The following is a 14,098-nucleotide window of genomic DNA, read 5'->3' on the forward strand; positions in this document are numbered from 1 at the left end:
ATGGTGTGTGTGAACCTCGACAACAGACACCCACGACAACGAGGTCCCTGTGTCCCGTCGCCCGCCCGTCCTGCTCGCCGCCGTCGCCGCCGTGGTGCTGTCCACCGCCGGCCCCGCCGCGGCCGAGGAGCCCGCCAACCCGGCCACCGTCGTGCCCGCGCCGCTCGCCGCCGCCGACCCGTTCTACGACCCGCCGGCCGCCACCGGGGCCCCCGGCACCGTGCTGCGCACCCGCCCGGCCGCCGTCCCGCTGGCCGGGGTGCTGCCGTTCCGGGCGACGACGGTGCTCTACACCTCGACGACCGTCGACGGCACGCCGCAGGTCGTCTCCGGCACCGTGTTCACCCCCACACTGGCCCCGTCGTCGACCGCGGGCACCCTGCTCACCCTGGCCCCGGGCACCCAGGGACTGGGTCCGCAGTGCGCGCCCAGCCGGCAGTTCGTCGCCGGCACCGAGTACGAGGCGGCGCCCGTCGCGGCCGCCCTCGCCCGGGGGTTCAGCGTCGCCGTCACCGACTACGACGGGTACCTGACCGGCGGCTCGCCGACGTACACGACCGGTCCGGCCATGGCGCACGCCGTCCTCGACCTGGCCCGCGCCGCGTCCGCCGTCCCCGGCGCCCGGACGACGGACAGCTCCCCGGTGCTGCTGCAGGGCTACTCCCAGGGCGGTGGTGGTGCCGCGTGGGCGGCGTCCCTGGCGGCCGAGTACGCCCCGGACCTCGCGCTGCGCGGGGTCGCCGTCGGCGGGGTGCCGGCCGACCTGCAGTCGGTCTCCGAGGGCCTGGACGGCGGCCCGAACGCCTACTTCGGGCTGCTGGGCATCGTCGGGCTCGACGCCGCGTACCCCGACGCCGTCCGGCTGGACGAGCGGCTCGACCCCCGGGGCCGGCAGGTGGTGGCCGGGCTGCGCAGCGAGTGCGTCGGCGGTCCGACCATGCTCGCCACCGCCGGCACCTCGCTGTCGGACTACACGACCGACGGCAGCGGGGTGGCCGAGCTGCTGCAGGAGCCGGCCATCGCCGCGGTGCTGGCCGAGAACCGGCTCGCCGACCGGCCGGCGCCGACCGTGCCGACCTACCAGTCGCACGCCGCCTTCGACCAGGTCGTCGCGCTCGGGCAGGCCCAGCAGCTGCACGACACCTGGTGCGCCGCCGGGGTGACCACCCGGCTGGACCTGCTGCCCGCCGAGCACGTCACCGGCGGGGTGCAGAGCGTCGTCCCGTTCGGGCTGTGGCTGTCCGCGGTGGCCGCCGGGCGTCCGGTGACCGCTGCCTGCTGAGGCTCAGAGGTAGCCGCCCTGCTCCGGGGGCCCGGTGGAGCCGGAGCGGCGGTCCTCGCGCAGCGCGTACAGCTCGGCCAGGGTGGTCGGTCGGGTCGGGGTGGGCCCCGCACCGCCCAGCCAGGCGTCCGCCTCGGCGGGGGACAGCGGGGCGAAGTCGACCTGGTTCAGGCACCGGCCGGGCCGGGTGATCGCCGGGTGCAGGCTGCCCAGGTCCTCGTTGGTCGTCAGCAGCACCACGACCTTCAGGCCGTGGCCGAGGATCCCGTCGCACAGGTTGAGCAGCCGCCCCAGCGACGCCCCGGACCGCTGCTTCGCGTCGGCCCGCAGGTACTCGTCGCAGTCCTCGGCGACGACCAGTCGCCAGGGGGCCTGCCGGTCGTCGTCGTCGACGTCGTCCACCCCGGCCACCTGCAGCAGGTAGGCCGTCTCGGCGAAGAGCTTCTCCGGGTCGGTCACGTAGTGCGGCTCGCACCACGACGACCACTGCTGCGCCAGCGCGCGGACGGCGGTCGTCTTGCCGGTCCCGGGTGCCCCGTGCCAGAGCACGAGCCGGCCGGCCCGGTCGTCCACGTCCGGGGCGGTCATCAGCGGGGCCAACGCGGTGGCCGTCGGGGCCGCGTAGTTGCCGGCCACCGTGGGCCAGGAGGGCGCCAGCACCTGCCGGGTCGACATGTCGGCGTAGTCACCGCGGTAGGACCACAGCCGCATCCGCACCCACCCGTCGGGCTGGCGGGCCGCCTCCCGGGCGGACCCCAGCACCTGGCGCAGGCAGGCCTCGGTGGTGGCCACGTCCTCCCCGACGACGTCGACGTCGAGCACCTCCCGGTAGGACGAGAGGCGGACCAGCAGCCCGGGCAGCTCCACCACCAGGGCGTGCGACCCCGCGGACCGCTGGTCCAGCACGGTCAGTGCGCCCGAGGGCGCCAGCGCGGCCAGGTCCGGGACCGCGCCGGTGGTCGAGCCGCTGCGCTGGACGGTCAGCAGCCCGTCCGTCAGCGCCCGGGCCACCAGCGCCTCGCCCACGTCCGCCGGCCGGCTGACGACGACGTCCAGGGCACCGGGTCGTGTCCTCCGGCCCGTCTGGATGCCCGTCGTCGTCCCGATCGCTTCCCCGTCCACCCGGTCAGTCTCGGGCAGGGGGCAACCGGGTTCTGCCGGGTCCAGACTGACCGGCATGGGCGACGGGCTGACGGTGCTGGTGTTCGGGGCGAGCGGGATGGTCGGGCAGGGCGTGCTGCGCGAGTGCCTGCGTGACGACCGGGTGGCCGCGGTCCGGGTCGTCGTCCGGACCGCGCTGGACGTCGCGCACCCGAAGCTGACCCAGGTCGTCGTCGGGGACCTGGCGACGCCGGGGGAGCACCTGGCCGGGGTGGACGCCACGTTCGACTCGGTCGGCGTCTCCTCCACCGGGATGCGCGAGGCCGAGTACCGGCGGCTGACCCACGACCTCACCGTGGGCGTCGCCCGGGCGGTCGCCGACGCCTCGCCGGGGTCGGCGTTCGTCTACGTCTCCGGCGCGGGCACCGACCGGCACGGCCGGCTGATGTGGGCCCGGGTCAAGGGCGAGACCGAGGACGCCGTCGCCGCGCTGCCGCTGCGTGCCTGGTCGTTCCGGCCCGGCCTCATCCAGCCGCTGCACGGCATCCGCACCAAGACCCGGCTCTACGGCGCGCTGTACGCGGTCCTGCGGCCGCTGTTCCCGGTGCTCACCCGGGTGGTCCCCGGCCAGGTCACCAGCACCGAGGCGGTCGGGCGGGCGTTCCTCGCCGCGGTCACCGGTGGCGGGGCCCCGGGCGTGGTGACGACCGCGGGCATCAACGACCTCGCCGGTGAGTCCGCGGGCCCGCGCCGGTCCTGACCCCGTGGACCTCACCGCACTGACCCGCCTGTTGGACCGGCACGTGGCGCAGGGCCGCTACCCGGGCGCGGTGGCCGCCGTCCGGCACGCCGGCCGGACCCACGTGCACGCCGTCGGCACGCACGAGGTCGGCGGCGGGCGCCCGATGGCCCCGCGGACGCCGTTCCGGATCGCCTCGCTGACCAAGCCGTTCGGCGGGGTGCTGGCCCTCGGCCTGGTCGCCGACGGCACCGTGGCGCTCCACGACGACGTCACCCGGTGGCTGCCCGAGCTCGCCGACCTGCACGTGCTGGTGGTCCCGGACGCCGACCTGGGCACCCGGGTGCCGGCCCGCGCCCCGGTGACGGTGGCCGACCTGCTGCAGATGACGGCCGGGTCGGGGCTGCGGATGGACGCCTCGCCGCTGGCGCACGCGATGTGGGAGCGGGGCGTCAGCCCGGGTCCGCTGCCACCGGCGCTCGAGCCGGGGGAGTGGCTGGCCCGGCTGGGGGCACTGCCGCTGACCGACCAGCCCGGCGAGGGCTGGCGCTACCACACGGGCAGCGACGTGCTGGGCGTGCTGCTGGCCCGGGCGACCGGCCGCGACCTGGGCGCACTGCTCGCCGAGCGCGTCACCGGACCGCTCGGGCTCACCGACACCGCCTTCTGGACGACGGATCCGCTGCCCACCGCGTACGCCCCCGGCGAGCACGGCCTCGACGTCCTCGACCCCCCGGACGGCGTCTTCACCCGACCGCCGGTGTTCCCCTCCCTGGGTGGCGGGCTGGTGTCCACCGCCGGTGACGTGCTGGGGCTGCTCACCGCGATCGCCGACGACCGGCTGCCCGGTGTCGCCGCCGCCGACGTGCTGGCCGACCGGCTCACCCCCGGTCAGCGGGCCGCAGCCCAGGCCTTCCTGGGTCCCGGCCGCACGTGGGCGGCCGGGAACCTGGAGCTGACCCTGGAGGTCACCGACCCGTGGACGACGCCGGGCCGGTTCGGCTGGACCGGTGGCACCGGCACCACCGGCTACGTGGACCCTTCACTGGACCTGGCCGCGGTGCTGCTGACCCAGCGGCTGATGACCGGCCCGCACGACGGCCCGGAGGAGTTCTGGCTGGCGGTCCGCGAAGCGGTCAGCTGACCCCGGGCAGCCCCGCGCGGCGGCGGCGCAGATCGGCCTGCTCGGCGGCGTTCGCCGTCCGCTCCAGCGCGGCGTCGTAGGCGGCGCAGGCCTCGTCGTCCCGGCCCAGCCGGCGCAGCAGGTCCGCCCGGACGGCGTGCAGCACCGGCGAGCGGTCCAGGTCCAGCCGGTCGACCAGGGCCAGCCCGACCGACGGGCCGTCCAGCTCGGCGATCGCAACCGCCCGGTTGAGCTCGACCACCGCCGACGGCGCCGCCACCCGCAGCTGGTCGTACAGCGCCACCACCTGCGACCAGTCGGTGGCCGCCCAGGTGGGTGCGTCCGCGTGCACCGCCGCGATCGCCGCCTGCAGCTGGTACGGGCCCGGCCGGCCCCACCGCAGGCAGTCCCGCACCAGCGCCTGGCCCTCCTCGACCAGCGGCCGGGACCACGAACGGCGGTCCTGCCGGTCCAGCGGCACCGGCGCGCCGTCAGCCACCCGGGCGGGCCGGCGGGACGCGGTGAGCAGCAGCAGGGCGAGCAGGCCGGTGGCCTCGGGGTCGGCGGGGCGCAGCTCGAGCAGCAACCGGGCCAGCCGGACCGCCTCCTCCAGCAGGTCGTCCCGGCTGACCTCGGCACCCGCGGCGGGGGAGTGCGCCTCCGTGCCCACCGCGTGGACGATGGCCAGCACCGATGCCCAGCGGTCCGGCAGGTCGGCCTCGGCCGGCACCCGCCAGGGGATGCGGGCCGTCCGGATCTTGTGCTTGGCGCGGGTGATGCGGGCCGCCACCGTCGCCTCGGGCACCAGCGCGGCCCGGGCGATCTCGGCGGTGGTCAGCCCGGCGACCAGCCGCAGGGTCAGCGCGACCCGCGCGGCCGGGGCCAGCGCCGGGTGGCAGCAGGTGAAGAGCAGCCGCAGCTGGTCGTCGCGCACCACGCCCTCCTCCACCGGTTCCGGCTCGTGCTGCAGGCGGGCGACCTCCGCCAGCTTCGCCGCGCCGACCGCCTCCCGGCGCAGCCGGTCGACCGCGCGGTTGCGCGCGGTCGTCACCACCCAGCCGCCCGGGTTCGGCGGCACCCCGCGCTGCGGCCAGGTGGCGACGGCGACCGTGAACGCCTCGGCGACCGCGTCCTCGGCCCGGTCCAGGTCGCCCAGCACCCGGGTCAGCCCGGCGACGGCCCGGCCGTGCTCGGCGCGGAACACCCGCTCCACCTCGGCCAGCGGGTCGGGCGTCACCACGCGAAGGGCCGGACCTCGATCGGCAGCCCGATCGCGGCCACCGTGCGGCCGGCCCAGTCCAGGGCGGCGTCCAGGTCGGCGACGTCGATGACGGTGAGGCCGCCCAGGTACTCCTTGCCCTCGGCGAACGGGCCGTCCACGGTCAGCAGCCCGCCGTCGTCGGCGGGGCGGAGCACGGTCGCCGTCGAGGGCGCCTCCAGCCCACCGGAGAACACCCACACCCCGGCCTCCCGCATGTCCGACTGGAGTGCGGCGACCCGGGCCATGATCGGCTCGAGCTGCTCGGGGGTGGGCACCGGGTGCTCCCCGGTGCCGGAGCCGGGGGTGACGACGCTGAGCAGGTACTGGGCCATGACTGTCTCCTGGGTGGGTCGGGCTGGGTGGGCCGGCGCGGTGCCGGTCCCACCCTCTCCACGAACGGCCCCGCCGTCGATCGACAGGTCCGCCCCGCGATCTCCCGGCGTCGTGCGCAACCGGGTGGTTGGCTACCCGCGTGGCGGATGCGTTGTCCCGGGTGCTGTCGGCGCTGGCCGACCCGATCCGGCGGGACCTGGTCGGGCGGCTGCGGCACGGGGACGCGACTGTCACGGAGCTGGCCGGGCACTACGACGTCACGCCGCAGGCGGTCTCCAAGCACCTGCGGGTGCTCGAGGACGCCGGGCTGGTCAGCCGCCGGGCCGAGGCGCAGCGGCGGCCGGTGCACCTGGAGGCCGACGTCCTGGAGCTGGTCGCCGTCTGGCTGGAGCACCACCGCGGCCGCTGACTCAGGGGCGGCCGGCGTGCGGGACGTCGACCGTGGTGGTCAGCAGCACGGCCTCCCGGACCGGCCGGCGGGCGTGCTCCAGGAAGTCCGGGGCGCAGCACAGCAGCAGGGTCCGGCCGTCGTCCCCACCCAGGGCGCAGGCGAAGACGCCGAGCCCCTCGGGTGCCACGACCTGGTCGACGACCTCGCCGCCGGGGGCGATGCGCACGGCGCGCCCGCCCACCGCGTCGGCTGCCCAGACGTGCCCCTCGGCGTCCCCGGTGCAGCCGTCGGGGGCGACCACCAGCTGTCCGAGCACCTCGTCCAGGGTGCCGCCGGTGGGTTCCGGGCCGAACTCCGCCCACACCCGGCGGTCGGACAGCGAGCCGTCGGCGGCCAGGTCGAAGGCGGTGTACCGGTTGCCGAGGGTCTCCCCGACCAGCAGCGTGCCGCCGTCGGCGGTGATCACCATGCCGTTGGGGAACAGCAGGTCCTCGGCGACGACGGTGACCGTGCCGTCGGGGTCGACCCGCTTCAGCGACGCCGGGGCGGGCGCACCGCCGGCCATCAGGTCGAAGCCGAAGTCGCCGACGAAGACGTGCCCGGCGGCGTCGACGACCAGGTCGTTGAGCAGCCCGCCGCAGAACGGCGCGAGCGCTGCGTAGGTGGCCAGCTCGCTGCCGTCCCAGCGCAGCAGCCGCTGGTCGGTCATCGACACCAGCACCAGCGACCCGTCGGGCAGCCGGCCCGAGCCCGAGGGCTGGGTGGGCACCTCCAGCACCACCGTCTCCTCGCCGGCGGGGGAGACCTGCAGGACCTGGCCGCGGTAGAAGTCCGAGACCCACCAGTGGCCCTGGTGCCAGCGCGGGCCCTCGAAGAACGAACCACCGGTCAGCAGCGTCGTCAGCGTCATGGCCGGACCCTAGGGTGACGCCGGTCACGACGGCGGTGGCAGGGTGCCGGGCATGACGTCCCCGCGCGCCTCGCAGACCTGGCAGACCGACGTGCTCGCCGCCGTGGACGCCGGCGCCGCCGGCTCCCGCGGGGCGGTCGACATGACCGACCCGGCGTTCCTGGCCGCCGCCCGGGCCCGCGGACCGGTGCCGGCCGACGACGAGGGCGTCGCGATCACCGAGACGACGGTCCCCGCCCCGGACGGGCACGCGGTCCCGGTCCGGGTCTACCGGCCGACGACGCCGGCCGCGGGTGCCCCGGCCTACGTGCTCTTCCACGGCGGCGGCTGGTCCTTCGGCTCGCTGGACACCGAGCACGCCCGCTGCCTGGAGCTGACCCGGCGCTGCGGCGCGGTCGGGGTGAGCGTGGACTTCCGGCTCGCGCCCGACGTGCCCGCCGAGACGATGCTCGCCGACTGCTGGGCCGCCGTCCGCTGGACCGCCGCCCGGGAGGACGTCGACGCCCGCCGGGTCGTCGTCACCGGCACCAGCGCCGGGGGAGCGTTGGCGCTGTCGATGGCCCAGGTCGCCCGCGACGACGGCGCGGTCGTCCCGGCGCTGCAGCTCGCGCTGTACCCGAACACCGACGACCGCGACCACCCGTCGCGCCTCGCCCCGGACTTCCCCGTCATCACCGGCGGGCAGGTCCGGCAGGTCGTCGCGAACGTCCGGCAGGGCCGCACCGACGACCCGGCGTACGTGTTCCCGAACCGCACCGAGGACCTCGCCGGCCTGTGCCCGGCGTTCCTGGTGGTCGCCGGCAACGACCCGCTGCGGGACGAGGCGCTGGCCTACGCGACGCGGCTGGTCGACGCCGACGTCCCCGTCGAGCTGCACCTGGTGCCCGGGGTCCCGCACGCCTTCGACGTCCTCGCGCCGGGATCGGCGGCCACCCGGGTCGTCTACGACCTGATGTGCGCGGCGTTCGACCGGGCCGTGGGCGCGGTGGCCCCGTGACCCGGGTGCGGCTGGCCTACGGACGGAACGGCCTGCACGTCGAGGTGCCCGACGACGCCGTCGTGGTCACCCCGCGACACCCGCGGGCCGCCGCCGACGCGGTCGCCGAGCTGCGCAGGGCGCTGCGCGACCCGGTCGCCGGCCCGCCGCTGCGCGAGCGGGTCCGGCCGGGGCAGACGGTGGCGATCTCGGTCTGCGACGTCACCCGGCCCCAGCCGCGGCAGCTGATGGTGCCCGCGGTGCTCGACGAGCTGGCCGGTCTCGTCGACGACGCCGACGTCACCGTGCTGGTGGCCACCGGCACCCACCGGGCCTCCACACCGGCCGAGCTGGAGGGGATGTTCGGTCGGGAGCTGCTGGACCGGGTCCGGGTCGTCGACCACGACGCCCGCGCCACCGGCACGCACACCGACGTCGGCACGCACGGCGCCGGTGTCCCGGTCACGCTGATGACCACCTGGGTGCAGGCCGACGTGCGGATCACCACCGGCTTCGTCGAGCCGCACTTCTTCGCCGGGTTCTCCGGCGGGCCCACGATGGTCGCCCCCGGCCTGGCCGGCCTGGACACCGTGCTGGTGCTGCACGACGCCGCCCGGATCGGGGACCCCCGCGCCACCTGGGGTGTGGTCGAGGGCAACCCGGTGCACGACGACGTCCGGGCGATCGCCGCGGCCACCGGCACCACCTTCGCCCTGGACGTCGTCCTCGACGCCGACCAGCAGGTGGTGGCCGCGTTCGGCGGCGACCTGCTCGCCATGCACGCCGCTGCCGTGCAGCGCTGCCGGGAGGTGGCGATGGTGGCCGTCGACGCGCCGTTCGACGTCGTCGTCACCACCGGGTCGGGGTTCCCGCTGGACCAGAACCTGTACCAGTCGGTGAAGGGCATGTCCGCGGCCGCGCAGGTCTGCCGCCCCGGGGGCCTGGTCGTCGTCGCGGCCGAGTGCTCCGACGGGTTCCCCGACCACGGCGGCTACCGCGACGTGCTGACCTCCGCGGCGAGCCCGCAGGCGCTGCTGGACCTCATCGTCGCCCGGCCCGAGACGGTGCCCGACCAGTGGCAGGTCCAGGTGCAGGCCCGGATCCAGGCCGCGCACCGGGTGACCGTGTACACCGACGGGCTCACCGCCCAGGAGCTCGCGGAGGCCCACCTGACCCGGACGACCGACATCGCCGGGACCATCGCCGCCGAGTCGGCCCGGCTGGGTCGTCCGGCCACGGTCTGCGTGCTGCCCGAGGGGCCGCAGACGATCCCGTACGTGCGCTGAGAGTGGTTGGCGTGTGCACCTCGTCCGCACCGGGCATACAGCTCTCTCCGACCCGACACGACCGAGGAGGCCTCCCGTGGGGATGCTCAGTGGACTGCTCAAGGGAGCCGCGGCGCAGAAGGTCATCGCCGCGGCCCGCAAGCCCGAGAACCAGGCCAAGGCAAAGCAGATGATCGCCGACGCCCGGGCCAAGAAGGGCCGCAAGGCCTGACCCACCCCGCTCCGCACGCACGGCCGCCGTCCCCCCGGGGACGGCGGCCGTCGTCGTCCTGCGGGAGGGTGGGGGCATGAGCATCACGCCACGAGAACTCGAGGACGAGGTCACCCTGGTCACCGCGGCCAACCGGATCGACTTCCTGTCGCGCCGGGACGCCGGTGTCGTCGAGGCCACCACCCCGGCCGACGCCGACGACTTCCTGGCCGACCTGCGCAACACCGGCACCACGCTGGACCGGCACGAGGCGCTGGAGCTGCTGGCCCTGGGCGAGGTCGTGTTCCGCAAGGCCCACGACAGCCGGCACCTGGGCATGCACGCCGCGCTGCGCGAGGGGGCCGGCTGGGCCGACGTCGCCACTGCCCTGGACGGCGACGCCGGGCAGGCCTGGGACGCCCACCAGCAGTGGATCGCCGACCAGGTCGCGCTGCACCGCAGCACGGGCACCGACGGCCTGGACGACGGCGCCGCCGAGACCGCCCGCCGGCTCGCCGGCCCCCGGCCGTGACCACCCCGGACACCCTGGACAGCTGGGCCGAGGGCGAGCAGCTGCTGGCCACCGCGCTGGGCCGGCTGACCGACCCGGAGTTCGCCGACCCCTCGCTGCTGCCGGGCTGGTCGCGGCACCAGCTGCTGGCCCACGTCGCCCGCAACGCCGACGCCCTGGTCAACCTGCTGACCTGGGCGCGCACCGGTGACCGGACGCCGATGTACGCCTCGCCCGCGGACCGGGCCGCGGGCATCGAGTCGGCGACGGCGCTGTCCCCGGCCGCGCTGCGGGCGGAGGTGCTGGGTTCGGTGGTCCGGTTCGTGACCGCCGTCCAGGAGCTGCCCGCCGACGCCTGGGAGCACGAGGTGGCCACCTTCTCCGGGCGCACCGTGCCGGCCTCCGAGGTGGTCTGGATGCGCTGCCGCGAGGTGTACGTGCACGCCGTCGACCTGGCTGCCGGGGTGGGCTTCGAGGACCTGCCCGACGACGTCCTCGCGGCGCTGCTGGACGACGTCCTGGCCATGTGGGCGCACCGCGGCGAGCAGCCCGACCTCACGCTGCGGGCCGGCGAGGCGAGCTGGGGGAGCGGCTCGACCGTCGTCACCGGGTCGCTGCCGGACCTGGTGGCCTGGGTGACCGGGCGCTCGGACGGCGCCGGGCTCACCGGTGGGCTGCCGAGGGTCCCCGCCTGGTTGTGAGTCCGGCTTGCCCCGGCCCTGCGCGCACCGCAGGGTCGGGCGCATGCGACACGACTCGGGCCTGGTCGTCGAGACCCGCGACCACCTGCGGCTGCTCACCCTGGACCGGCCGGAGCGGCGCAACGCGCTGTCCTCGGCGTTGCAGGCCGACCTGGTCGAGGAGCTGCTGACCGCAGGCACCGACGGCACCCGGGCCGTGGTGCTGGCCGGCAACGGCCCGGCGTTCTGCGCCGGGTTCGACCTCAAGGAGATCCGCGCCGCCGACGAGCGCGGGGAGCCCTTCCGCCCGCCGATGTCCCGGCCCGGCCGCTCGCTGTTCGAGGTGGTCACCGAGGTGCCGGTGCCGATCGTCGCCGCGGTCACCGGGGCCGCGGTGGCCGGCGGGTTCGAGCTGGCGCTGGCCTGCGACCTGCGGGTGGCCGCCCCCGGCGTCCCGATGGGGCTGCCGGAGGCGAAGATCGGGATGGGCGCCAACTTCGGCTCGGTGGTCCTGCCCAAGCGGATCCCGATGGGGATCGCGCTGGAGATGCTCTACACCGGTGCCCACGTCGACGCCGAGGACCTCGCCCGCTGGGGCCTGGTCAACCGGCTCGTCCCGCGCGAGGAGGTGCTGGACACCGCCATCGCGCTGGCCACCACCATCGCCGGCAACGCGCCACTCTCGGTGCGCCGGATGAAGGAGACCGCGGTCAAGGGCCTGGAACTGCCGCTGTGGCAGGCCCTGCGGCTGGACGTCGGCCCCAACCCCTACCTCTCCGAGGACCGCAAGGAGGGCATCGCGGCGCAGCTGGACAGGCGCCCGCCGACCTGGACCGGCCGCTGAGCGGGAATGCGGATGGTCCCGGGACGTTCGACCTGACAGGAGCCGCGAGGCTCCGTGTTCCGACCAGAGAGGCCCGCCCCGTGTCCTTCCCGCTCTCCGTCCTCGACCTCGCCCCCGTCGCCCCGGGCGAGACCGTCACCGACAGCATCGCCCACAGCGTCGCCCTGGCGCAGGCCGCGGAGGAGCACGGCTACACCCGGGTCTGGTACGCCGAGCACCACAACATGGCCGCCATCGCGAGCTCGGCGACCAGCGTGCTGATCAGCCACGTCGGCGCGCACACGAAGGCGATCCGGCTCGGCGCGGGCGGCGTGATGCTGCCCAACCACTCGCCGCTGGTGATCGCCGAGCAGTTCGGCACCCTCGACGCGATGTACCCCGGCCGGATCGACCTGGGCCTGGGCCGCGCGCCCGGCTCGGACCAGAACACGATGTACGCGATGCGCACCGACCCGCGCTCCAGCGAGCGCTTCCCGCAGGACGTGCTGGAGCTGCAGGCCTACTTCGCCGGCGAGACTCGCGTCCCGGGCGTGGACGCCACCCCCGGCAAGGGCCGCCGCGTCCCGCTCTACATCCTGGGTTCCTCCACCTTCGGCGCCCAGCTCGCCGCCGCCCTGGGCCTGCCCTACGCGCACGCCTCGCACTTCGCCCCGCAGGCGCTGCAGGCCGCCGTGGAGATCTACCGCCGCGACTTCCAGCCCTCGCTGCAGCTGGACGCCCCGCACGTCATCGCCGGCGCGAACGTCATCGCCGCCGACACCGCCGAGGACGCCCGGGAGCAGTTCGAGGTCGTCCGCCGGGCCCGCGCGACCCTGCTGTTCGGCCGCGGCAAGACCTTCACCGACGAGGAGGCCCAGCTGCTGCTGGACTCCGGCGCCGGCGCCCAGATCGACTCGATGATGACCCACTCCGCCGTCGGCACCCCGGCCGAGGTGCGTGAGCAGCTGGTCGACTTCCGCCGGTTCGCCGACGCCGACGAGGTCATCGTCGGCCACGCCTCCGGCACGGTGGAGCAGCGGCTGCGCTCGGTGCAGCTGCTGGCCGAGGCGATGGAGACCGTCGCCGCCTAGTCAGGCGGTCATCTGCTCCCGCGGCCGGCTCGTCACCACTCGGCGAGCTGGCTGCAGGTCGGGCACAGGTGCGCGATCTCCTCGGGCTCCGGTGGCCACGCCACGTCGTCGTCGTGGGTGACGTAGGCGCCGCAGAGGGAGTTCCGGCGGCCGCCGGCGGAGCTGCCGATGGTGGCGTGCGCCGGGCCGATCAGGGTCGGGCGCGAGCCGGCACCGACGAGGGAGCCGACCATCATCTCGGCGCGCGCCGTCCGGTAGCGGAAACCCATGCGCCACAGGGTGACCGCTCATCGTGCCCCGGCCGGGCAGGCGGCGCCGTGTCCCAGACCCGGACGCCCCACCCGCCCCAGCCGTCACACGGTGGCGAGTGGGGCCGGCGCGGTCTGCCGGAACCAGGCCACCGTGCGGGCCAGCCCGTCGGCGAAGGACACCTGCGGCTCCCAGCCCAGCGCGGTGCGGATCGCGGTGATGTCCGGGCAGCGCACGGTGGGGTCGTCGACCGGGCGCCCGATGGACTCGACCGGCACGTCGACCCGGGCCGCGGCGGCCACCGCGCGCGCGATGTCCAGCACCGAGCGCTCCTCCGGGAAGCCCACGTTGAACGGCCCCGGCAGGTCCGAGCCGGCCACGGCGAGGACGCCGCGCACGGTGTCGTCGACGTAGCAGACCGACCGGGTCTGCGAGCCGTCCCCGGCGACCGTCATCGGCTGCCCGCTGAGCGCCTGGGCGATGAAGGTCGGGATCGCCCGGCCGTCCTCGCGGCGCATCCGCGGGCCGTAGGTGTTGAAGATCCGCACGATCGCGGTGTCCACGCCGTGCGCGGCCCGGTAGGCGGTGGTGATCGCCTCGCCGAAGCGCTTGGCCTCGTCGTAGACCCCGCGCGGGCCGACCGGGTTCACGTGCCCCCAGTAGCTCTCGGGTTGCGGGTGCACCTGCGGGTCGCCGTAGGTCTCCGACGTCGAGGCCAGCACCATCCGGGCGCCCGTCCGGCGGGCCGCCTCCAGCGCGTGCCAGGTGCCGACGCTGCCCACCCGCAGGGTCTCCACGGGCAGCCGCAGGTAGTCCGCGGGGGACGCCGGGGAGGCGAAGTGCAGCACCAGGTCGACGTCGTCGGCGGTGGTGAAGGGCTCGCTGACGTCGTGGTGCACGAAGCTGAACCGCGGGTCGTCGCGCAGGTGGTCGACGTTGCTGCCGTCACTAGTGCACAGGTCGTCCATGCAGGTCACGCGGGCGCCGTCGGCGAGCAGCTGCTCGCACAGGTGGGAGCCGAGGAAGCCGGCGCCGCCGGTGACCAGGGCGTGCCGGGTGGGTCGTGCGCGCATCGGGGGGACCTCTCCGCCGACGACGGGGCCCGGATCTGGGGCCGTCGGCGACGGTAACCCCCTGCTGTGGCGCGGGCGA

17 protein-coding genes are annotated in these 14,098 nt (G+C 75.9%); 11 read left to right on the top strand and 6 right to left on the bottom strand.

Annotation, left to right across the window (positions count from 1 at the left end):
• The first annotated feature begins 49 nt into the window (after window positions 1–49).
• Complete coding sequence (locus AC0IVP_RS00535; RefSeq protein WP_471753801.1) at window positions 50–1,282, top strand: lipase family protein; 1,233 nt, start codon at window positions 50–52, stop codon at window positions 1,280–1,282.
• A gap of 3 nt (window positions 1,283–1,285) precedes the next feature.
• Here AC0IVP_RS00535 and AC0IVP_RS00540 read toward each other — a convergent pair whose 3' ends face one another.
• Window positions 1,286–2,404: a DUF5925 domain-containing protein gene (locus tag AC0IVP_RS00540; protein ID WP_471753803.1), complete on the bottom strand. Its 1,119-nt coding sequence runs from the start codon at window positions 2,402–2,404 to the stop codon at window positions 1,286–1,288.
• A 55-nt stretch (window positions 2,405–2,459) separates the two neighbouring features.
• On the opposite strand from AC0IVP_RS00540, the gene AC0IVP_RS00545 reads away from it, so the two are divergent.
• Window positions 2,460–3,143: a Rossmann-fold NAD(P)-binding domain-containing protein gene (locus AC0IVP_RS00545; RefSeq protein ID WP_471753805.1), complete on the top strand. Its 684-nt coding sequence runs from the start codon at window positions 2,460–2,462 to the stop codon at window positions 3,141–3,143.
• A gap of 4 nt (window positions 3,144–3,147) precedes the next feature.
• Window positions 3,148–4,266 carry a serine hydrolase domain-containing protein gene (locus tag AC0IVP_RS00550; RefSeq protein WP_471753807.1) on the top strand — a complete coding sequence of 373 codons (1,119 nt, stop codon included), beginning with the start codon at window positions 3,148–3,150 and terminating at the stop codon, window positions 4,264–4,266.
• On the opposite strand, the gene AC0IVP_RS00555 is transcribed toward AC0IVP_RS00550, so the two are convergent.
• Entirely contained in the window at window positions 4,259–5,485 is a 1,227-nt protein-coding gene (locus AC0IVP_RS00555) for an RNA polymerase sigma factor (protein WP_471753809.1), read from the bottom strand. The two genes, AC0IVP_RS00550 and AC0IVP_RS00555, sit on opposite strands and share 8 nt — an antisense overlap.
• Window positions 5,479–5,838 (bottom strand): YciI family protein, encoded by a 360-nt coding sequence (locus tag AC0IVP_RS00560; RefSeq protein ID WP_056291933.1) that lies wholly within the window; start codon window positions 5,836–5,838, stop codon window positions 5,479–5,481. The genes AC0IVP_RS00555 and AC0IVP_RS00560 overlap by 7 nt, the downstream gene beginning before the upstream one ends.
• A gap of 140 nt (window positions 5,839–5,978) precedes the next feature.
• Here AC0IVP_RS00560 and AC0IVP_RS00565 point away from each other — a divergent pair, with 140 nt between their 5' ends.
• A complete protein-coding gene (locus tag AC0IVP_RS00565) occupies window positions 5,979–6,248 on the top strand; it encodes an ArsR/SmtB family transcription factor (protein ID WP_471753811.1) in 270 nt (89 codons plus the stop codon).
• 1 nt (window position 6,249) lies between these two features.
• On the opposite strand, the gene AC0IVP_RS00570 is transcribed toward AC0IVP_RS00565, so the two are convergent.
• A complete protein-coding gene (locus AC0IVP_RS00570; RefSeq protein WP_471753813.1) occupies window positions 6,250–7,140 on the bottom strand; it encodes an SMP-30/gluconolactonase/LRE family protein in 891 nt (296 codons plus the stop codon).
• A gap of 52 nt (window positions 7,141–7,192) precedes the next feature.
• Here AC0IVP_RS00570 and AC0IVP_RS00575 point away from each other — a divergent pair, with 52 nt between their 5' ends.
• The 7 genes from AC0IVP_RS00575 (at window position 7,193) to AC0IVP_RS00605 (ending at window position 12,697) form a co-directional block, all read left to right on the top strand.
• On the top strand, window positions 7,193–8,137 hold the full coding sequence (locus AC0IVP_RS00575; protein ID WP_471753815.1) for an alpha/beta hydrolase: 945 nt from the start codon (window positions 7,193–7,195) through the stop codon (window positions 8,135–8,137).
• Entirely contained in the window at window positions 8,134–9,402 is a 1,269-nt protein-coding gene (gene larA, locus AC0IVP_RS00580) for a nickel-dependent lactate racemase (RefSeq protein WP_471753817.1), read from the top strand. Before AC0IVP_RS00575 ends, larA begins: the two co-directional genes overlap by 4 nt.
• A 76-nt stretch (window positions 9,403–9,478) precedes the next feature.
• The gene (locus AC0IVP_RS00585) at window positions 9,479–9,613 is read left to right on the top strand and encodes a hypothetical protein (protein ID WP_255352970.1); all 135 of its coding nucleotides are present in this window, start codon (window positions 9,479–9,481) and stop codon (window positions 9,611–9,613) included.
• 76 nt (window positions 9,614–9,689) lie between these two features.
• Window positions 9,690–10,124: a hypothetical protein gene (locus tag AC0IVP_RS00590; RefSeq protein WP_056291929.1), complete on the top strand. Its 435-nt coding sequence runs from the start codon at window positions 9,690–9,692 to the stop codon at window positions 10,122–10,124.
• Window positions 10,121–10,804, top strand: coding sequence for a maleylpyruvate isomerase family mycothiol-dependent enzyme (locus AC0IVP_RS00595; protein WP_471753819.1), 684 nt, complete (start codon window positions 10,121–10,123; stop codon window positions 10,802–10,804). The genes AC0IVP_RS00590 and AC0IVP_RS00595 overlap by 4 nt, the downstream gene beginning before the upstream one ends.
• Window positions 10,805–10,847: 43 nt before the next feature.
• Window positions 10,848–11,627 carry an enoyl-CoA hydratase/isomerase family protein gene (locus tag AC0IVP_RS00600; RefSeq protein WP_471753821.1) on the top strand — a complete coding sequence of 260 codons (780 nt, stop codon included), beginning with the start codon at window positions 10,848–10,850 and terminating at the stop codon, window positions 11,625–11,627.
• 80 nt (window positions 11,628–11,707) lie between these two features.
• Window positions 11,708–12,697: an LLM class flavin-dependent oxidoreductase gene (locus AC0IVP_RS00605; RefSeq protein WP_471753823.1), complete on the top strand. Its 990-nt coding sequence runs from the start codon at window positions 11,708–11,710 to the stop codon at window positions 12,695–12,697.
• Between the two features lie 32 nt (window positions 12,698–12,729).
• On the opposite strand, the gene AC0IVP_RS00610 is transcribed toward AC0IVP_RS00605, so the two are convergent.
• Together AC0IVP_RS00610 and AC0IVP_RS00615 are read right to left on the bottom strand one after the other, a co-directional pair.
• Complete coding sequence (locus AC0IVP_RS00610) at window positions 12,730–12,966, bottom strand: hypothetical protein (protein ID WP_056292540.1); 237 nt, start codon at window positions 12,964–12,966, stop codon at window positions 12,730–12,732.
• An 84-nt stretch (window positions 12,967–13,050) separates the two neighbouring features.
• Window positions 13,051–14,019 (bottom strand): NAD-dependent epimerase/dehydratase family protein, encoded by a 969-nt coding sequence (locus tag AC0IVP_RS00615; protein WP_471753825.1) that lies wholly within the window; start codon window positions 14,017–14,019, stop codon window positions 13,051–13,053.
• Window positions 14,020–14,098: the final 79 nt, after the last annotated feature.

It is taken from the genome of Klenkia sp. AC732 (assembly GCF_979256525.1).